Origin of the sequence: Buttiauxella cochleicola (genome assembly GCF_021282435.1) — a bacterium.
In the GTDB taxonomy this organism is placed as follows: Bacteria; Pseudomonadota; Gammaproteobacteria; order Enterobacterales; family Enterobacteriaceae; genus Buttiauxella; species Buttiauxella massiliensis.
Map to the genome: position 1 here is coordinate 1 of NZ_JAJSOT010000010.1, position 19,273 is coordinate 19,273.

At 51.1% G+C, this 19,273-nt stretch carries 21 protein-coding genes; 9 read left to right on the forward strand and 12 right to left on the reverse strand.

Features of this window, described 5'->3' with window-relative positions:
* Positions 1 to 157: 157 nt before the first annotated feature.
* From lpxM to znuA, 3 genes are all read right to left on the reverse strand, one after another.
* The gene (gene lpxM, locus LVQ77_RS19255) at positions 158 to 1,132 is read right to left on the reverse strand and encodes a lauroyl-Kdo(2)-lipid IV(A) myristoyltransferase (protein ID WP_232864820.1); all 975 of its coding nucleotides are present in this window, start codon (positions 1,130 to 1,132) and stop codon (positions 158 to 160) included.
* 123 nt (positions 1,133 to 1,255) lie between these two features.
* Positions 1,256 to 2,578, reverse strand: a complete 1,323-nt coding sequence (mepM, locus tag LVQ77_RS19260) for a murein DD-endopeptidase MepM (RefSeq protein WP_232864819.1) — start codon at positions 2,576 to 2,578, stop codon at positions 1,256 to 1,258.
* Between the two features lie 15 nt (positions 2,579 to 2,593).
* Complete coding sequence (gene znuA, locus LVQ77_RS19265; RefSeq protein WP_232864818.1) at positions 2,594 to 3,538, reverse strand: zinc ABC transporter substrate-binding protein ZnuA; 945 nt, start codon at positions 3,536 to 3,538, stop codon at positions 2,594 to 2,596.
* A 79-nt stretch (positions 3,539 to 3,617) separates the two neighbouring features.
* Here znuA and znuC point away from each other — a divergent pair, with 79 nt between their 5' ends.
* The gene (gene znuC / locus LVQ77_RS19270; RefSeq protein WP_232864817.1) at positions 3,618 to 4,373 is read left to right on the forward strand and encodes a zinc ABC transporter ATP-binding protein ZnuC; all 756 of its coding nucleotides are present in this window, start codon (positions 3,618 to 3,620) and stop codon (positions 4,371 to 4,373) included.
* On the forward strand, positions 4,370 to 5,155 hold the full coding sequence (gene znuB / locus LVQ77_RS19275; protein ID WP_232905261.1) for a zinc ABC transporter permease subunit ZnuB: 786 nt from the start codon (positions 4,370 to 4,372) through the stop codon (positions 5,153 to 5,155). Before znuC ends, znuB begins: the two co-directional genes overlap by 4 nt.
* A gap of 79 nt (positions 5,156 to 5,234) precedes the next feature.
* Here the strand turns inward: znuB and ruvB are convergent, their stop codons facing one another.
* The 6 genes from ruvB to aspS all read right to left on the reverse strand — a co-directional run bounded on the left by ruvB (position 5,235) and on the right by aspS (position 10,499).
* The gene (gene ruvB / locus LVQ77_RS19280; RefSeq protein WP_232905262.1) at positions 5,235 to 6,242 is read right to left on the reverse strand and encodes a Holliday junction branch migration DNA helicase RuvB; all 1,008 of its coding nucleotides are present in this window, start codon (positions 6,240 to 6,242) and stop codon (positions 5,235 to 5,237) included.
* Positions 6,243 to 6,263: 21 nt separating this feature from the next.
* Entirely contained in the window at positions 6,264 to 6,875 is a 612-nt protein-coding gene (ruvA, locus tag LVQ77_RS19285) for a Holliday junction branch migration protein RuvA (protein WP_232864815.1), read from the reverse strand.
* A 73-nt stretch (positions 6,876 to 6,948) separates the two neighbouring features.
* The gene (gene ruvC / locus LVQ77_RS19290) at positions 6,949 to 7,470 is read right to left on the reverse strand and encodes a crossover junction endodeoxyribonuclease RuvC (protein WP_232864814.1); all 522 of its coding nucleotides are present in this window, start codon (positions 7,468 to 7,470) and stop codon (positions 6,949 to 6,951) included.
* Positions 7,471 to 7,513: 43 nt separating this feature from the next.
* Complete coding sequence (locus LVQ77_RS19295) at positions 7,514 to 8,257, reverse strand: YebC/PmpR family DNA-binding transcriptional regulator (protein WP_034496310.1); 744 nt, start codon at positions 8,255 to 8,257, stop codon at positions 7,514 to 7,516.
* Between the two features lie 19 nt (positions 8,258 to 8,276).
* Positions 8,277 to 8,726 (reverse strand): dihydroneopterin triphosphate diphosphatase, encoded by a 450-nt coding sequence (gene nudB / locus LVQ77_RS19300; protein WP_232905263.1) that lies wholly within the window; start codon positions 8,724 to 8,726, stop codon positions 8,277 to 8,279.
* On the reverse strand, positions 8,727 to 10,499 hold the full coding sequence (aspS, locus tag LVQ77_RS19305) for an aspartate--tRNA ligase (RefSeq protein WP_232905264.1): 1,773 nt from the start codon (positions 10,497 to 10,499) through the stop codon (positions 8,727 to 8,729).
* Between the two features lie 249 nt (positions 10,500 to 10,748).
* On the opposite strand from aspS, the gene LVQ77_RS19310 reads away from it, so the two are divergent.
* From LVQ77_RS19310 to cmoB, 5 genes are all read left to right on the forward strand, one after another.
* Positions 10,749 to 11,315 carry a hydrolase gene (locus tag LVQ77_RS19310; protein WP_232905265.1) on the forward strand — a complete coding sequence of 189 codons (567 nt, stop codon included), beginning with the start codon at positions 10,749 to 10,751 and terminating at the stop codon, positions 11,313 to 11,315.
* A complete protein-coding gene (locus LVQ77_RS19315) occupies positions 11,312 to 12,130 on the forward strand; it encodes a DUF72 domain-containing protein (RefSeq protein WP_232905266.1) in 819 nt (272 codons plus the stop codon). Before LVQ77_RS19310 ends, LVQ77_RS19315 begins: the two co-directional genes overlap by 4 nt.
* A 70-nt stretch (positions 12,131 to 12,200) precedes the next feature.
* Positions 12,201 to 12,596: an MAPEG family protein gene (locus LVQ77_RS19320; protein ID WP_232905267.1), complete on the forward strand. Its 396-nt coding sequence runs from the start codon at positions 12,201 to 12,203 to the stop codon at positions 12,594 to 12,596.
* 39 nt (positions 12,597 to 12,635) lie between these two features.
* Complete coding sequence (gene cmoA, locus LVQ77_RS19325; RefSeq protein WP_232905268.1) at positions 12,636 to 13,379, forward strand: carboxy-S-adenosyl-L-methionine synthase CmoA; 744 nt, start codon at positions 12,636 to 12,638, stop codon at positions 13,377 to 13,379.
* The gene (gene cmoB, locus LVQ77_RS19330) at positions 13,376 to 14,347 is read left to right on the forward strand and encodes a tRNA 5-methoxyuridine(34)/uridine 5-oxyacetic acid(34) synthase CmoB (protein WP_232905269.1); all 972 of its coding nucleotides are present in this window, start codon (positions 13,376 to 13,378) and stop codon (positions 14,345 to 14,347) included. Before cmoA ends, cmoB begins: the two co-directional genes overlap by 4 nt.
* 29 nt (positions 14,348 to 14,376) lie before the next feature.
* Here the strand turns inward: cmoB and fumD are convergent, their stop codons facing one another.
* Entirely contained in the window at positions 14,377 to 14,589 is a 213-nt protein-coding gene (gene fumD / locus LVQ77_RS19335; RefSeq protein ID WP_151994632.1) for a fumarate hydratase FumD, read from the reverse strand.
* A gap of 133 nt (positions 14,590 to 14,722) precedes the next feature.
* Positions 14,723 to 15,472 (reverse strand): copper homeostasis protein CutC, encoded by a 750-nt coding sequence (gene cutC, locus LVQ77_RS19340; protein WP_232864807.1) that lies wholly within the window; start codon positions 15,470 to 15,472, stop codon positions 14,723 to 14,725.
* A 97-nt stretch (positions 15,473 to 15,569) separates the two neighbouring features.
* On the opposite strand from cutC, the gene LVQ77_RS19345 reads away from it, so the two are divergent.
* On the forward strand, positions 15,570 to 16,712 hold the full coding sequence (locus LVQ77_RS19345) for a MalY/PatB family protein (RefSeq protein ID WP_232905317.1): 1,143 nt from the start codon (positions 15,570 to 15,572) through the stop codon (positions 16,710 to 16,712).
* Here LVQ77_RS19345 and LVQ77_RS19350 read toward each other — a convergent pair.
* Positions 16,701 to 17,267: a VOC family protein gene (locus tag LVQ77_RS19350; RefSeq protein ID WP_120065387.1), complete on the reverse strand. Its 567-nt coding sequence runs from the start codon at positions 17,265 to 17,267 to the stop codon at positions 16,701 to 16,703. The genes LVQ77_RS19345 and LVQ77_RS19350 overlap by 12 nt on opposite strands.
* Positions 17,268 to 17,517: 250 nt before the next feature.
* On the opposite strand from LVQ77_RS19350, the gene argS reads away from it, so the two are divergent.
* On the forward strand, positions 17,518 to 19,251 hold the full coding sequence (argS, locus tag LVQ77_RS19355) for an arginine--tRNA ligase (protein ID WP_232864805.1): 1,734 nt from the start codon (positions 17,518 to 17,520) through the stop codon (positions 19,249 to 19,251).
* Positions 19,252 to 19,273 lie beyond the last annotated feature (22 nt).

Consider the following 19,273-nt stretch of genomic DNA (forward strand, 5'->3'; position numbering starts at 1 on the left):
ACAGCAACGCAGCGATGCTAAAACTCCCCTCGAGGCGTGAGCGTGAATATGCAAGGGAAGTGAGAGAAAAAAGGTCGAAATATCCCTTAAAAAACAATGCCGGTCACCTTAAGTGACCGGCATTAGGCCATTCGGCCCCTTTATTATTTCTTATTCTTTATTTCTTAGGATAAAGCTCTTTGCGGCGGTAAGGTTCTGTCTCCCCTTCCTTGCGCGTTTTAAGCAATTTCAGTATCCAGGTATATTGCTCGAGATTCGGCCCTACCAAAATTTCCACTTCTTCGTTCATACGCCGGGCAATGGTGTTGTCGTCTGCCTCAAGCAGGTCATCCATCGGCGGGCGAATATGAATATCCAGGCGATGCGTCTTGCTGTTATAAACAGGGAACAGCGGAACAACACGCGCACGCGATATTTTCATTAAGCGGCCAATCGCTGGTAATGTCGCTTTGTATGTCCCGAAGAAATCAACAAATTCACTGTGCTCGGCACCGTGGTCCTGGTCTGGCAGATAATATCCCCAATATCCCTGACGCACAGAGCTGATAAACGGCTTAATCCCGTCATTACGCGCATGCAGTCGACCACCAAAACGGCGACGTACGGTATTCCACATGTAATCAAATAGCGGGTTGCCCTGATTGTGGAACATCGCCGCCATTTTCTGCCCTTGAGACGCCAGTAGCATCGCAGGGATATCCACAGCCCAGCCGTGCGGTACGAGGAAGATGACATTTTCTTCGCGTTGCTTTAGCTCGTCGATAATCTCTTTACCGTGCCAGTCAACGCGCTGCATGACTTTTTGCGGATCTTTAATCGCAAGCTCCGCCATCATCACCATCGCTTGAGGGGCGGTGGCAAACATTTCATCAATAATAGCTTCGCGGTCAGCTTCCGGCATATCGGGGAAGCAATACAGCAGATTTATTTGTGCACGACGGCGCGCACTTTTACCCAGGCGCCCGGCAATACGCCCTACTTTGCCCAAAAGCGGATCCCGTAATGATGGCGGTAACATTGCAAGCCCTGCGAAAGCGCCAACGCCTAACCAGGCGCCCCAAAATTTCGGGTGCAAGAAGGCCTTTTGAAATTCAGGAATGAACTCACTGTGACTTTTTTTTGCTTTTTCCATGCATATTCTCAGTACAGCATCAAATCATTGATGACATGAATTTGTAAGTATCTTAGCGGGCTAATGCCCATCAGACAAAGAAAAAGCCGGCAACAAAGTACCGGCCTTTTTCATAACGATGGATTAATTGAAGCTAAGTTGCGGTGTGACTTCACGAACTTGTGCCAGATAATCATTACGATCCGAGCCTATCAGCCCTTCGGTACGAGGCAATTTCGCAGTTAATGGGTTTACCGCCTGCTGATTAACCCACACTTCATAATGCAAATGCGGCCCCGTAGAACGCCCGGTATTACCGGAGAGTGCGATACGGTCCCCACGTTTCACTTTCTGCCCAGGCTGAACCAACAGCTTTTTCAGGTGCATATAACGAGTGGTATATGTACGACCATGACGGATAGCGACAAAGTAACCTGCCGCACCACTGCGTTTGGCCATAACAACTTCACCATCACCGACCGCCAGCACCGGAGTACCTTGTGGCATCGCAAAATCTACACCTTTGTGCGGGGCCACACGACCGGTTACCGGGTTGAGACGGCGTGGATTAAAGTTTGACGAGATACGGAACTGTTTTGCAGTTGGGAAGCGCATAAAACCTTTCGCAAGCCCGGAACCACTACGATCGTAGAATTTACCGTCTTCCGCACGAATGGCGTAGTAGTCTTTACCACTGCTGCGCAGGCGCACGCCCACCAATTGGCTTTGTTCACGTTTGCCATCGAGCATTTCGCGTGACATCAGCACAGAAAACTCATCGCCTTTCTTCAGCTTGCGGAAATCCATCTGCCACTGCATGGCTTTGATAACCGAGCTGATCTCAGCACTTGTTAATCCGGCATCTTTCGCACTACTCACAAAACTATTGCCAACCGTGCCTTTCAGCACATTGTTAACCCATTCGCCTTGCTGCATTTCGCTGCTGAGTTTGAAAGTACTGCCTGAACGGTCGTATGTGCGCGTTTCGCGGCGTGACATTTCCCATGTCAGACGTTGCAGTTCGCCATCGTCGTTTAACGTCCAGGAGATCTGTTGGCCGATTTTAAGATTACGCAGGTCTTTATCTACCGTCGCAAGTTGGCTGATATCGCCCATGTCGATGCCATACTGATTCAGGATGCTACCGAGCGTATCCCCTGTCGACACGACATATTCATGAACACCCGTTTCACCGGCAGTTTTGTCGTCCAGTTCATCCTGCGGAATTGTGTCGTCTTCTGCGTCCGGAGACTGATCTAACGGTTCACTGGCTTCAGGGAGTAACGAGCGAATTTCGTTTTTCTCAAGCTCAATGGTTTTAATGACGGGGCTGGCTTCAGGATGATAGACGTACGGTCGCCAGACAGCGACCGCAAGTGTAAGAACTGTAAGAGACCCCAGCATAACGCGGTGGGGCCGGGACAAATTGTCGAATGCCAGGGCGACAGAGCGGGCTATCTGTTGCACGTATTCACTTCCTCATTAATCTCCTTTCAGGCAGCTCGCATATTGGTTCGCAAGCCCGCTCAAAAACTGCATATAGCTGTCTTTGCCGAGTTTAACCTCAATCCCCAGCGGGTCCAGCGTTCCAGAACGAACGTTAGTGCCACGGGCTACGGCATTGATTACGGCTGGCCTGAACTGCGGTTCAGCAAAAACGCACACGGCTTTTTGCTCAACCAACTGTGTTCTGATGTCATGTAAACGCTGCGCACCGGGTTGGATTTCTGGGTTAACGGTAAAATGGCCAAGTGGCGTTAGACCGTAATGTTTTTCAAAGTAGCCGTAGGCGTCGTGAAAAACGAAATACCCTTTTCCTTTGAGCGGTGCGAGCACGCTACCAACTTGCTTATCGATGTTGGCTAATCCTAACTCGAAAGTTTGCAAGTTGGCGTCAAGTTTGGCTCTATTTTGGGGCATAAGTTCCACTAATTTATCGTGGATTGCAACCGCTGACAGGCGCGCTACCTCTGGCGAAAGCCAGATATGCATGTTGTATTCACCATGATGGTGATCTTTGTCACTATTTTCGGCTGAATGGTCATGTCCTTCGTGACCATGTTCGTCATCGTCATCACCCTTCATCAGCAACGGTTTCACGCCAGGTAAAGCTGCAAGTTGCACTTGTTTTTGTTCAGCTAATTGCTTAACCGACTTCTGCATGAATGCCTCCATTTCAGGGCCAACCCACACAACTAAGTCCGCGCTTTGTAAGCGTTTTACATCAGATGGACGGAGTGCATAATCATGCTCTGAAGCACCATCTGGCAGCAAAACCTCGGTAGGCGTGACGCCGTCAGCGATCGCTGCGGCAATAAAACCTAATGGCTTGATAGAAGCAACCACAGCCGCGTGAGCCGGGACCGTTGCCGCCCCTAAAAAAGCAGTTGTTAAAGCTGCGCAAAGAAATGAGTTTTTATGTAACATAATGCGACTTTTCATCGTTATGAATGTGAGAAGTGTGATATTATAACATCCGCTAACTTCTGCAACCCCTGAAATTGTCATGACAAATCTGGTATCACTGGAAAATATTTCTGTTTCTTTCGGACAACGCCGTGTGCTGTCTGATATTTCACTCGATCTCAAGCCAGGGCGCATTTTGACGCTGCTTGGGCCAAATGGTGCAGGAAAATCAACGCTAGTTCGTGTGGTTCTTGGACTGGTAGCCCCTGATGAGGGAGTTATCAAGCGTGACCGCGACTTGCGAATTGGTTACGTACCGCAAAAATTACATCTGGATGCCACTCTGCCGCTAACCGTTAGCCGGTTTATGCGCTTGCGCCCAAGTGTGAAAAAATCCGATATCCTGCCCGCATTAAAACGCGTTCAGGCGGCGCACCTGATTGAAGCTCCGATGCAAAAACTCTCTGGCGGCGAGAATCAACGCGTTCTGCTGGCTCGTGCATTGTTAAATCAGCCGCAGTTATTGGTGCTTGATGAGCCGACCCAGGGTGTTGATGTTAACGGCCAACTGGCACTGTACAACCTGATTGATCAACTGCGTCAGGAACTGAATTGTGCAGTGATGATGGTTTCCCACGACCTGCATTTGGTGATGGCGAAAACCGATGATGTGCTATGCCTGAATCACCATATTTGCTGTTCAGGTACGCCCGAAGTGGTGTCGATGCATCCGGAATTTATTTCGATGTTTGGCGCGCGTGGCGCCGAGCAGTTAGGGATTTATCGCCACCATCATAACCACCGTCACGATCTTACCGGACGTATTGTTCTGCGCAGAGGGAATGGCCAGTCATGATTGAATTGTTGTTGCCCGGCTGGCTTGCCGGGATTTTGCTGGCGTGTGCTGCTGGCCCGCTCGGCTCTTTTGTTGTCTGGCGCCGGATGTCCTATTTTGGCGACACCCTCGCTCACGCATCTTTATTAGGCGTTGCTTTCGGCTTACTGCTCAATGTAAACCCGTTTTATGCGGTGATTGCGGTAACGTTAATGCTGGCGTTAGGTCTGGTCTGGCTCGAAAAACGCCCGCATCTGGCGTTAGATACCTTGCTCGGAATTATGGCGCACAGCGCATTGTCGCTCGGCCTGGTTGTAGTCAGTTTAATGTCTAATGTGCGTGTCGATTTGATGGCCTATCTGTTTGGCGATCTGCTATCGGTCACTATGCCCGATATTATTTCTATTGCTTCGGGCGTCGCTGTGGTAGTAGGCGTGCTTCTCTGGCAATGGCGCAATCTGTTGTCGATGACGATTAGCCCGGACCTGGCTCATGTGGACGGGGTTAATCTGCAACGGGTGAAAATGTTGCTGATGCTGGTGACTGCGCTGACCATAGGCGTGGCGATGAAATTTGTCGGTGCGCTGATTATCACATCGTTGTTGATTATTCCTGCGGCAACGGCACGTCGTTTTGCACGAACGCCGGAGCAAATGGCTGGTTTTGCGGTGATTATCGGCATGCTTTCAGTTACTGGCGGACTGACTTTCTCAGCGTTTTATGACACGCCTGCCGGGCCGTCAGTGGTGTTGAGTTCGGCAGTGTTGTTTGTGTTGAGTATGGCGAAAAAGCAAGCGGCTTAAATTGTGTTGGATGGCGCTTGCGCTTATCCAACCTACAAAACCGTAGGGCGGATAAGTGCAACGTCATCCGCCATTTTACTTAAACTACCGGCGGTACAATTCCAAAGTGAGTCCAGGCTCTTGGTGTTGCCATTCGACCGCGCGGAGTACGTTGCAAGAAGCCCTGTTGAATCAAGAACGGCTCCAGCACATCTTCGATGGTTTCTCGCTCTTCCCCAATCGCCGCCGCCAGGTTATCCAGCCCGACCGGGCCGCCAAGAAACTTGTCTATCACCGCCAGCAATAACTTGCGGTCCATATAGTCAAAACCTTCGGTATCGACATTTAGCATATCCAGTGCTTGCGACGCGATTTCGGCACTGATGGTGCCATCGTGGCGCACTTCCGAAAAATCACGCACGCGGCGCAGTAAGCGGTTAGCGATACGCGGCGTACCGCGCGCGCGCTTAGCTACTTCATATGCGCCCTCTTCGCTCATCTCCAGCCCCAACACAGTCGCGCTGCGGCCTACAATGTGCTGCAAATCGGAAACTCCGTAAAACTCCAGGCGCTGCACAATGCCGAATCGGTCACGCAGTGGCGAAGTCAGAGAACCGGCACGCGTGGTTGCGCCGATCAGGGTAAATGGTGGTAAATCGATTTTAATCGAACGCGCTGCCGGGCCTTCGCCAATCATGATATCGAGTTGGTAATCTTCCATTGCCGGGTACAGCACTTCTTCGACAACTGGCGAAAGACGGTGGATTTCATCAATGAACAGCACGTCGTGCGGCTCAAGATTGGTCAACATCGCCGCCAAATCTCCTGCCTTTTCCAGCACCGGGCCGGAGGTGGTTCGCAGATTCACGCCCATTTCGTTGGCAACGATATTCGCCAGTGTGGTTTTACCCAACCCTGGCGGGCCAAAAATCAACAGATGATCGAGCGCATCCCCACGCAGTTTTGCCGCCTGGATGAAAATTTCCATTTGCGATGTAACCTGCGGCTGGCCGACGTAATCCGCCAAAAAACGCGGGCGAATCGCGCGGTCAATTAACTCATCAGGGGTGATAGTATCTGGCGAAACCAGACGGTCTGCTTCAATCATCCTTCATCTACCTCAGGGGCTTTAAAGTGCTGCGCGGAGTGCTTCACGAATCAGGGTTTCGCAATCGGCACCAGCCTTGCCAACTTTGCTGATCATGCGACTGGCTTCTTGTGGTTTATAGCCCAGCGATACCAACGCCGCAACGGCTTCCTGCTCGGCGTCGTCAGTGGCTCCGCTTTCGGGCGCAGTCAGCACCAGGTCTGATGCTGGAGTAAACAGGTCGCCATGCATGCCTTTGAAGCGGTCTTTCATTTCTACAATCAAACGCTCCGCGGTCTTTTTACCTACTCCCGGCAGTTTGACCAGAGAACCAATTTCTTCACGCTCAACAGCATTCACGAACTGTTGTGCAGACATACCTGAAAGGATTGCCAGCGCCAGTTTAGGGCCAACGCCATTCACTTTGATAAGCTCGCGGAACAGGGTACGTTCTTGTTTGTTATTAAAACCGTAGAGCAGTTGCGCGTCTTCACGCACCACAAACTGGGTAAACACCACAGCTTCTTTGCCGATTTCCGGTAATTCATAGAAGCAAGTCATTGGCATGTGTACTTCATATCCAACGCCGCCCACTTCCATCAATACCAGCGGTGGTTGCTTTTCCAGGATGATGCCTCTGAGTCGTCCAATCACACTGCTTCCCCTACGGTTGCGTAAAAAATTTTGCCTATCATATAAAAAAGGCTGGATAGATATCCAGCCCTATTTATTTTAAACGTCCTCGGGAGAGATTGAGTCGAGACTCACTCATCTGCATCGAGTTCTGCGTCACGTGACAATGCGTGATGGCAATCGCCAGCGCATCTGCCGCATCCGCTTGCGGATTCGCAGATAGTTTCAGCAAGGTCCGCACCATATGCTGCACCTGGCTTTTTTCAGCACTACCAATGCCAACGACCGTCTGTTTAACCTGACGAGCCGCATACTCAAACACCGGCAAATCATGGTTTACAGCAGCGACAATCGCCGCGCCACGCGCCTGGCCGAGTTTCAGTGCGGAATCCGCGTTCTTCGCCATAAATACCGATTCGATGGCGAAATATTCTGGCTGGAACTGGGTGATGATTTCGCTCACCCCCGCGTAGATAAGCTTCAAACGCGAGGGTAAGTCGGTCACCTGAGTACGAATACAGCCGCTACCCAGATAGGTTAGCTGCCGGCCGGTCTGGCGAATAACGCCGTAACCGGTAACGCGTGATCCCGGATCGATGCCGAGGATAATCGCCATCACGCGTCTCCCGTAAACAGAGGTACGGTTTCAGCAAACGCCATTACAGCGTTGCCGCAACCTCGTCAGAGATCTCACCGTTGTGATAAACCTCTTGCACGTCATCACAGTCTTCGAGCATATCGATAAGACGCATCAATTTCGGCGCTGTTTCTGCGTCCATATCCGCTTTAGTGGATGGGATCATAGAAATTTCGGCTTCGTCGGCTTTCAGGCCAGCAGCTTCCAGCGCGTCACGTACTGCACCCATTTCTTCCCACGCAGTGAACACGTCGATTGCACCGTCGTCGTAAGAAACAACGTCTTCAGCACCCGCTTCCAGAGCAGCTTCCATCACGGTGTCTTCATCTTTGCCAGGAGCATAAGAGATAACGCCTTTTTTGGTGAACAGGTAGGCTACAGAGCCATCAGTTCCCAGGTTACCACCGCATTTGTTGAACGCGTGACGTACTTCAGCCACGGTACGGTTACGGTTATCACTCAGGCATTCAACCATGACTGCTGAACCACCAGGACCGTAACCTTCATAAATGATGGTTTCCATATTGGTGTCTTCGTCGCCACCCACACCACGTGCGATTGCACGGTTTAACGTGTCACGCGTCATGTTGTTGGATAACGCTTTATCAATCGCCGCACGCAGACGCGGGTTAGAACCCGGATCACCACCGCCAAGACGAGCTGCAGTTACCAGCTCACGGATAATTTTGGTGAAAATTTTACCGCGTTTGGAATCCTGCGCAGCTTTGCGGTGCTTTGTGTTGGCCCACTTACTATGACCTGCCATAAAAATATCTCCAAAATAGCTACCTGACGGCAGCATTAATTACAAACTCTTCAATCGCTTCCCGGTTGCTCCACGACTTGGTCATAGCAGCCGCAGCTTGTGCGTCGGTCCACTCCCAGGCCAGATGTTCCGAGATGGAAATCAGCCGTTCGTTTGGCAGCGCAAGACAGAACCAATATTCCGTGTTGCGCGTAATTCCCGGGGCATAGCGATGACGCAAATGTGTAAAAATCTCGAACTCAACACAGCGCTGGCAGTCAATCAAGGTCAGTTGCTCTGAGACAACATCGATATCGACCTCTTCCTTTACTTCACGCTGCGCGGCATACAGCGCGGTTTCACCCTCTTCAATGCTGCCGGTAACCGACTGCCAGAATTCAGGATCATCGCGCCGCTGTAACATGAGCACCCGTCCGGTGTCTTTCGCGAAAATCACTACCAGCACCGAAACGGGACGCTTAAAGGCCATTTATTCTTTCTCAGCCTTTTTAATCACTGCCACACCCAGTTCAGCCAACGCCTGTGGGTTTGCGAAGCTAGGCGCTTCGGTCATCAGACACGCTGCTGCAGTGGTTTTCGGGAACGCGATAACATCACGGATGTTGTCGGTGCCGGTCAACAGCATGGTCAGACGGTCAAGACCAAATGCCAGGCCTGCATGCGGTGGAGTACCGTATTTCAGGGCGTCGAGCAGGAAGCCAAACTTCTCGCGTTGATCTTCCTCGGTGATACCCAGAATGCCGAACACAGTCTGCTGCATCTGGCCGTTGTGGATACGCACGGAACCGCCGCCCACTTCGTAACCGTTGATAACCATATCGTATGCGTTCGCAACTGCTGCTTCCGGATCTGCCGCCAGTTGTTCTGGGGACATATCTTTCGGCGCGGTGAACGGGTGATGCATCGCGGTCAGGCCGCCTTCGCCGTTGTCTTCAAACATTGGGAAGTCGATAACCCACAGCGGCGCCCATGCTTTTTCATCGGTGATGCTCAGATCTTTACCGATTTTCAGACGCAGTGCGCCAAGCGCATCGGCAACCACTTTCTTGTTGTCTGCGCCGAAGAAGATCATGTCGCCATCTTGTGCACCGGAGCGGGCCAGAATAGCTTCAACGATGTCTGCGTTCAGGAATTTAGCTACCGGGCTTGTAATACCTTCGATTCCTTTAGCACGTTCGTTCACTTTGATGTAAGCCAGCCCTTTCGCGCCGTAAATCTCAATGAACTTGCCGTAATCGTCAATCTGTTTACGGCTTAACTGTGCGCCACCTGGCACACGCAGTGCAGCAACGCGGCCTTTCGCATCATTTGCTGGGCCCGCGAACACTTTAAACTCAACGTCTTTGAGCAGGTCAGCAACATCCACCAGCTCCATTGGGTTACGCAAGTCTGGTTTGTCAGACCCGTAACGACGCTCAGCTTCGGCGAAAGTCATGATTGGGAAGTCGCCCAGGTCGACGTTTTTCACGTCCAGCCACAGGTCACGAACCAACTTTTCCATCACTTCACGCACTTGCGGTGCGCTCATAAAGGAGGTTTCTACGTCGATCTGAGTAAATTCTGGCTGACGGTCAGCACGCAAATCTTCGTCACGGAAGCATTTAACGATTTGATAGTAGCGATCAAAACCAGACATCATCAGCAGCTGTTTGAACAACTGTGGGGATTGCGGCAGCGCGTAGAATTTACCTTTGTGAACACGGCTTGGCACCAGGTAGTCACGAGCACCTTCTGGTGTAGCTTTGGTCAGCATTGGGGTTTCGATATCAAGGAAACCGTGGTCGTCCATAAAGCGGCGCACAAAGCTGGTGATTTTCGCACGCGTCTTCAGGCGGTTTGCCATTTCAGGGCGGCGCAGATCCAGGTAGCGGAATTTCAGACGCGCTTCTTCTGTGTTGACGTGGTTTGAATCCAGCGGCAGCGCTTCAGAACGGTTGATGATGGTCAGATCGGTTGCGAAAACTTCTACCGCACCGGTAGCCATATCTTTGTTGATGTTTTTCTCATCACGCGGACGAACAGTACCGGTGATTTGGATGCAGAACTCATTACGCAGTTCGGATGCCAACTGGAACGCGTCCTGACGATCAGGGTCGAAAAACACCTGCACGATGCCTTCGCGATCGCGCATATCAATAAAGATAAGGCTACCGAGGTCACGACGACGATTGACCCAACCACACAGTGTTACTTGTTGTCCCACATGGGATTGATTGAGCTGCCCGCAATATACTGTACGCATGAGATATCCCTTAAATTAGCCGCTCACTGTCCAATACCTGCAACGGTGGCCACTATTTTTGTCTGTCAGATATAGTTGAAAAAAGGGGGCTATTATACTGGAAATATTGCCCCACGATAAGAACTGACGCGTCTCAAAACGCCTTGTTTAGCCTATTCTCACAAAAATTAACAAAATTTGTAAACGATCGCGTTCAGGTTCCATCGTAAGGTATTACGCGATAACCCCATTTTGACCCGGAGTCACCGAATGTTAGAACTGAATACTTCCAAAACCGCACTTGTCGTTATTGATTTGCAGGAAGGTATCCTGCCGTTTGCAGGTGGCCCGCACAGTGCACAGGATGTGGTGGCTCGTTCAGCCAGGCTGGCTGATAAATTCCGCGCTAATGGCGCCCCGGTGATTATGGTTCGCGTGGGCTGGTCAAAGGACTTTGCCGAAGCGCTCAAGCAACCGGTTGATGCACAAGCTGGCGCGCATACGCTGCCTGATAACTGGTGGATTTACCCGCAGGCGCTGGGTAAAAAAGACACTGATATTGAAGTAACTAAACGCCAGTGGGGCGCATTCTACGGCACCGATCTCGAGCTTCAACTGCGCCGCCGTGGTATCGACACTATTGTGCTGTGCGGGATTTCCACCAACATCGGCGTCGAATCCACCGCGCGTAACGCCTGGGAATTAGGCTTTAACCTGGTCATTGCCGAAGACGCGTGCAGTGCCGCCAGCAGCGATCAACACCAGGGCAGCATGACAAATATCTTCCCGCGTATTGGCCGCGTTCGCAGCACTGAAGAGGTCATCGCAGCGCTGTGATTTATGTTGGCCTTCCACAATGGTCGCATCCAAAATGGGTGCGACTGGGCATTACTTCACTTGAAGATTACGCTCGCCATTTCAATTGCGTGGAAGGCAACACCACGCTGTACGCGCTTCCCAAAGCAGAAACGGTATTACGCTGGCGCGAAATGACCGACGATAATTTTCGTTTCTGCTTTAAATTCCCGGCGACGATTTCCCACAATGCGGCATTACGCCAGTGTGGCGATTTAACCGCCGAGTTTCTTGAGCGAATGTCACCGCTGGCAAATCGCATCGGGCAATACTGGCTCCAGCTTCCGGCTGCATTTGGGCCGTCAGATTTACCTGCTTTGTGGAATTTCCTCGATTCGTTACCGCAAGATTTCACCTACGGCGTGGAAGTTCGCCACCCTTCTTTCTTCGATAAAAGTGCCGATGAACAAGCGCTAAATCGCGGTCTGCATGAGCGCAATGTCAATCGCGTGATCCTTGATAGCCGCCCGGTTCACAGCGCCAAACCGCATAACGAAGCGATTCGTGAAGCTCAGCGCAAAAAACCAAAAGTGCCGGTTCATGCGCTCGTGACGGCAAACAACCCGCTGGTGCGTTTCATCGGCAGCGACGACATGACGCAAAATCAAGCGCTCTTCGATGTCTGGCTAAAAAAGCTCCCCGAATGGGAACAAAAAACCACGCCGTATCTCTTTTTGCATACACCCGATATTGGCCTGGTGCAGGACCTGGTTCACGCGTTATGGCCCGGGTTGCAGCAAGCATTCCCGGCGTTAGGCAACGAACCCGCCATTCCCAAACAAAACTCCCTATTTTAGGGGGAGCGACAGCTTATGGGTTGCACTGCTATCATAGGCGGTGCTGGAACTATCTCTAAAGGATGTGGGTATGGTAAGCGCGCTCTACGCCGTGTTGGGTGCTTTGTTGCTAATTAAGTTCTCGTTTGATGTTGTTCGTATGCGTTTGCAGTACCGCGTCTCATATGGTGACGGTGGTTTTAGCGAACTCCAGAGCGCAATTAGAATTCATGGTAATGCGGTGGAATATATTCCAGTCGCGTTGATGCTTTTATTACTGATGGAAATGAACGGCGCAGAAACCTGGATGGTACATGTCTGCGGGCTGCTGCTCATTGCTGGTCGCCTGATGCATGCGTATGGTTTTCACCATCGCTTAATCCGCTGGCGTCGCTCCGGTATGAGTGCAACATGGAGCTCTTTAATCCTGATGGTGTTGGCTAATCTATGGTATATGCCATGGGAGTTGGTTTTCTCGCTGCATTAACGCAAAATATGCCCCTTTCGAATTTCCGGATTTAACGTTATGTCTGACCGCGATACGCTGTTTTCCGCCCCGATCGCCAAATTAGGTGACTGGACCTTTGATGAACGCGTGGCTGAAGTGTTCCCCGATATGATTCAACGATCGGTGCCTGGCTACTCCAACATCATTTCTATGATTGGTATGCTGGCGGAGCGCTTTGTGGCACCGGGTAGCCAGGTTTATGACCTTGGCTGTTCGCTTGGTGCGGCAACGTTATCCGTGCGACGTAACATCCAGTATGACAACTGCAAAATTATCGCGGTAGACAATTCCCCGGCTATGGTCGAGCGCTGCCGCCGCCATCTCGACGCCTTTAAAGCACAAACTCCGGTAGAGGTTATTGAAGGCGATATCCGCGATATCGTTATCGAAAACGCCTCAATGGTAGTGCTGAACTTCACGCTGCAATTTCTTGAACCCGATGACCGCAAACTGCTGCTGGAAAAAATCTACAAGGGTCTGAACCCGGGTGGCGCGTTAGTGCTGTCGGAAAAATTCAGTTTTGAAGATGGTGAAGTGGGTGAATTGCTGTTCAACATGCACCACGATTTTAAACGCGCGAACGGTTATAGCGAGCTGGAAATCAGCCAAAAACGCAGCATGCTGGAAAACGTCATGCTCACCGACTCTGTCGAAACACATAAAAAACGCCTCAAACAAGCCGGATTTGACCACGCAGAATTATGGTTCCAGTGCTTTAACTTTGGCTCTTTAGTTGCACTGAAATCAGGAACATCTGCATGATCGACTTTGGTAATTTTTATCAGCTTATTGCGAAAAGCCCGCTGGCTCCGTGGTTAGAAACCCTGCCTGCACAAATTGCTACCTGGCAGCGTGAGAACCTGCACGGCCAGTTCAAGCACTGGTACAACACTGTTGAATACCTGCCGGAACTGGTGCCATATCGCCTGGATTTATTGCACAGCGTCACCGCTGAGTCTGAAACGCCACTCAGCGATGGGCAGCGCCTGGGTATTGAAAAGTTACTGCGTAACCTGATGCCATGGCGCAAAGGGCCATATTCTCTGTATGGCGTAGACATCGATACCGAATGGCGTTCCGACCTGAAATGGGATCGCGTTTTACCGCATATTTCCCCACTTACCGGGCGCACCATTCTGGATGTCGGCTGCGGTAGCGGTTACCACCTGTGGCGGATGATTGGTGCGGGTGCACACCTCGCGGTGGGTATCGACCCAATGCAGTTGTTTGTTTGCCAGTTTGAAGCGGTACGCAAACTGCTGGGTAACGACCAACGTGCCCATGTGCTGCCACTGGGCATTGAGCAACTTCCTGAGCTAAATATTTTCGACACCGTGTTTTCGATGGGCGTGCTGTATCACCGCCGCTCCCCACTCGACCATCTTTATCAGCTAAAAAATCAGCTCGCTAAAGATGGCGAACTGGTACTCGAAACGCTGGTTGTGGAAGGCGATGAGAATACAGTGTTGGTGCCGGGCGAGCGTTACGCGCAAATGCGCAACGTTTACTACATCCCATCTGCTCTGGCGTTGAAAAACTGGCTGGAGAAGTGTGGTTTTGTCGACGTGAAAATTGTCGATCATTGCTATACCACAAGCGAAGAGCAACGTCGTACTAGCTGGTTGACCACCGAATCACTGGCCGACTTCCTTGATCCGAACGATGTGAGCAAAACCATAGAAGGTTATCCAGCCCCACTGCGCGCCGTTCTGGTGGCCCGTAAGCCATAATTATTTAAGGCCACGGAATGTGGCCTTACTTATTTCGCCTCAAATCCAAGCGCCCGAATGACTTCTTGCATCGCACTACCCGTCAATTCAGAACGCTGAATCTTACTATTAGCTGACATGGCTCTGACAACACCCGCAATGACAACATGTTTGGGTTCCTGGCCAAGATCGCGCATCTCAAGCACCACCTTCCCAACAACACGACACATTTCATCGTAAAGTTCTTTATCTGTGATACTCATACCGCCCTCCATTGTTTAGAGGGAGCCTAACACGTTTAAATCATTAAAATAAAAAAAGCCCCAGCAAAACGCCGGGGCCTGGTACGAGCAACATCACATGGGCGACATGATGCGCGGTTAAAATCTTTAAGTGTCAGGCTGCAGTCTTCCCTGCAACCAACACCGCTTTCATTGCTGCCACTACATCACCATCAACGCAGTAACGATTAAACTCATCGGCTTCCGCATCGGCACTCATCGACACACCCGCTTTACGGTAACGCATCGGCGATGGCACGGTCTGCCCGGCTGAACTGTGCATTTCCTCAATGCCTTGATCGACAAACTTTTTCAAGTTGCTCAATCGCACGCCAGCACCGGCCATAATGATTGGAGCACGGGAATGCTGTTTTAGTTCCCTAAGTAATGAAAGTCCTAATTCCGCATTCTGCTGTTGGCCTGAAGTCAGGATACGCGCCACGCCTAAATCGGTGAGTTGTTCCAACGCCTGGTGGGGGTTATGGCACATATCAAACGCCCGGTGGAAAGTCACCGCCATACCTTTAGCCTGCTCCATAACTCGCTTCATGCGAGGTACATCAACATGCCCTTCCCCGTCTAACATACCGATTACCAGTCCCGGATAACCGAGCTTGCGGACGAAAGCGATATCTTCAAGCATGGTTTCGAACTCGGCATCGGTGTAACAAAAATCACCGCCGCGCGGGCGAATAATTGGATGCACAGGTATCGAAACTCGTTCTTTCACTTTACGCAGCACTCCGGCGGAAGGGGTCAAACCACCCTCTTTGGGGGCTGAACATAATTCAAGCCTGTCCGCTCCGGCAAGTTGCGCTGTGACCGCACAGTCAATTCCGTAACAACATATCTCAAGCAAAGGCATTGATTACTCCTTAAAAATCTTTAGCCTGGCGGTTGTGTCATGGGTTCAGAATGATAATCTGAAAATCACGATCCCAAAAAGGTAATAGCTAATCATGATGGCATTCAATTTTGATGAAGGCATCGACCGCCGTCACAGCGACAGTTCGAAGTGGAATAAATATGGTGATGAAGTGTTACCTATGTGGGTGGCAGATATGGATTTTCGCTCACCACCTTGTATTCTCGAAGCTCTTCATAAACGCGTAGATCACGGCATTTTTGGTTACGGTAACCGGCCGCAAGAATTAGTGGATATTGTCGTTGAAAGAATGTCCAGCCGCTACCAGTGGCAGATTAAACCAGAGTGGATCGTCTTTTTACCGGGCATTGTCGCGGGCCTGAATTTGAGTGTTCGTGCTTTTACGACCCCCGATGAAATTACCATTGCGCCAACACCGATTTACCCTCCATTCCGAAAATCATCTGCGTTTGCCAATCGTTCACAACTCAACGCGCCACTGCGCCTTGAAAATGGCCGCTGGGTTATGGATTTGCAGGCACTGGAATCTCAGCTAACCGGAAAAGAAAAATTGCTGATGTTGTGCAACCCGCAAAATCCAGGCGGCACCATCTATACTCGTGAGGAATTACAGCAGCACCTGGCATTTGCCCAACGCCACAACATGATTGTCTGTTCTGATGAAATTCATTGTGATTTGCTGCTTGATCCCGGTGCGAAACACATTCCTTTTGCCACACTGAGCCACGACGCAGAACAGCGTTCTATCACGCTGCTTTCACCGTCCAAAACTTTCAATATTGCCGGGCTTGGCGCATCACTTGCGATTATCCCTGACCCGCAATTGCGTAAGCAATTTAATACGGTTCGCGATGGGATTGTACCGAGTGTAGATGTGCTGGCGCTGACGGCCGCCACCGCAGCGTGGCGCGATGGTGAACCGTGGTTGCAAGAGTTACTGCCCTATCTGCGTCGAAATCGCGACACTTTGGTGACTGCCGTGAATAATATGTCAGGCCTTACGATGGCATCGCCACCCGCCACTTATCTCGGATGGGTGGATGCAAGCACTCTGCCGGTAGAAAATCCGACGCTATTCTTCCAGAAAGCGGGGCTGGGTTTCTCGCCAGGGGCTGATTTTGGCGAAGCGAAATTCGTGCGAATTAACTTTGGCTGCACCTCAGCAACGCTTAATGAAGCCATTAAACGTATGGAAGCAGCCGTGAAATCAGTCGGCTAATTCGCTGGCAACAATCTCTTCAATACTCCACGGATGGAATTTGATGGTGACTTTGCCGTCGGTCACTGCAAGCGTTGGGTTTGGCAAGCGCTCGCGTTCGCCTTTTGGCGAACTGGTTTTCACTGAAATTCCGGTCTGGCGTAAACCCGCGTCAGACATTAAATCCAGCGCTCGGGCATTTAGCGTTTCAGGCTCCCCGGGCAGCACAATTTCTACATGCTCCCAACCTTCGTGCGGATAGCGTTTTTCACCCGGCCACGGCAGTTCCACCACGCTAAATTCCCAGTGCGCCACGCAAACTGGCTCGTCTAATTTGAACAAGCAAATTGGCCGATCATTAATGATATTTTCCGACAGCAATGTGCCGCACTTTTCCAGGCCTGCACGCCAGCGTTCCGCCGTCGTATTCTGATGGCAACGCAGAGAAATGTGATCGGCGTCAAGCGGCGCAATCTCCAAATCAAGCCGAGCGGCAAGTTCTGTTAACGCTTGTGTAAATCGCGGGAGATCCGCTGAAATATCATTCAGTTCTGCAATTGTCTGCCAGTTGGCCATCACCCTATCCTCTGAAGTCACGAATGCGGGCTAATCTACCAATTTAGGCAGATATCACCAACACCCGAAACGTGGCTATATTTCTGAATGGTTATTCACTATACCGTTGATATTAGTCCAGGGCGCACCGGGCAAGGCTTTTGCTGACTAAGGGGGATAAATACAGTTATACTTACGCCCTAATTTTATCCCCAATGATACGGCTGCTGTAAAAGTCACGGCAGCCCTTAGCAAAAAGTAAGGTATCCCGGTGAATATTCAGGCTCTTCTCTCAGATAAAGTCAGTCAGGCACTGATTGCCGCAGGTGCACCTGCGGATTGCGAACCGCAGGTTCGTCAATCAGCAAAAGTTCAGTTCGGCGACTATCAGGCCAATGGCGTGATGTCAGTTGCAAAATCACTGGGCAAGCCACCACGACAAGTCGCAGAGTTGGTCATTGCCAATCTGGATTTGACCGGAATTGCCAGCAAAGTTGAAATCGCCGGCCCAGGCTTTATCAACATTTTCCTCGACCCAGCATTCCTTGCGAAGAGTGTCGACGAAGCAGTTGCTTCTGACCGCGTAGGCGTGAATACCGTTGCGCCGCAAACCATCGTGGTCGACTATTCCGCACCAAACGTAGCGAAAGAGATGCACGTGGGTCATATCCGCTCCACTATCATTGGTGATGCTGCGGTGCGTACGCTGGAATTCCTCGGCCATAAAGTTATCCGGGCCAACCATGTGGGTGACTGGGGCACACAGTTCGGGATGCTGATCGCGTATCTTGAAAAGCAGCAGCAAGAAAACGCAGGTGAGATGGCGCTGGCCGACCTGGAAGAGTTCTATCGTGCAGCCAAGAAACACTACGACGAAGACGCAGAATTTGCGGAACGTGCTCGTGCATACGTCGTGAAACTGCAAGGCGGCGACGAATACTGCCGTGAAATGTGGCGTAAGCTGGTCGATATCACCATGACACAGAACCAGCAAACCTACGATCGCCTTAACGTGACGCTGACCCGTGATGATGTAATGGGTGAAAGTCTTTATAACCCAATGCTGCCGGGCATCGTGGCTGATCTTAAGGCGAAAGGTCTTGCGGTCGAGAGCGAAGGCGCAACCGTGGTTTACCTGGATGAGTTCAAAAACAAAGACGGCGACCCAATGGGCGTTATCATCCAGAAAAAAGATGGCGGCTATCTCTACACCACAACCGATATTGCCTGTGCGAAATATCGCTATGAAACCCTGCATGCGGACCGCGTGCTTTACTTTATCGACTCCCGCCAGCATCAACACCTGATGCAAGCATGGACCATCGTGCGTAAAGCCGGTTACGTTCCAGAATCTGTCACCCTGGAACACCAGATGTTCGGCATGATGCTGGGCAAAGACGGCAAGCCGTTCAAAACCCGTTCTGGCGGCACGGTAAAACTGACCGATCTGCTCGACGAAGCCATGGAACGTGCGCGTAATCTGGTGGCAGAGAAAAACCCGAACATGCCTGCGGATGAACTGGAAGCGTTAGCGAAATCCGTCGGTATTGGCGCAGTGAAATACGCCGACCTGTCGAAAAGCCGTACCACCGATTACATCTTTGACTGGGACAACATGTTGGCCTTCGAAGGCAACACCGCGCCGTATATGCAATATGCATACACTCGCGTGCTGTCTGTGTTCCGCAAAGCTGAGATTGATGAAGCTGAGCTGCTCAAAGCACCAGTAGTGATTCGTGAAGACCGCGAAGCACAGTTGGCTGCGCGCCTGCTGCAATTTGAAGAAACGCTGAACGTGGTTGCGCGTGATGGTACACCGCACGTGATGTGTACTTACTTGTACGACGTGGCAGGCCTGTTCTCTGGTTTCTACGAGCATTGCCCAATTCTGGCTGCTGACTCGGAAGAAGCGCGTAACAGCCGCCTGAAACTGGCTCTGTTAACCGCGAAAACGCTGAAGCTTGGTCTGGATACCCTGGGTATCGAAACCGTAGAACGTATGTAATAGCAAAAAGCTCGTCGCCTGA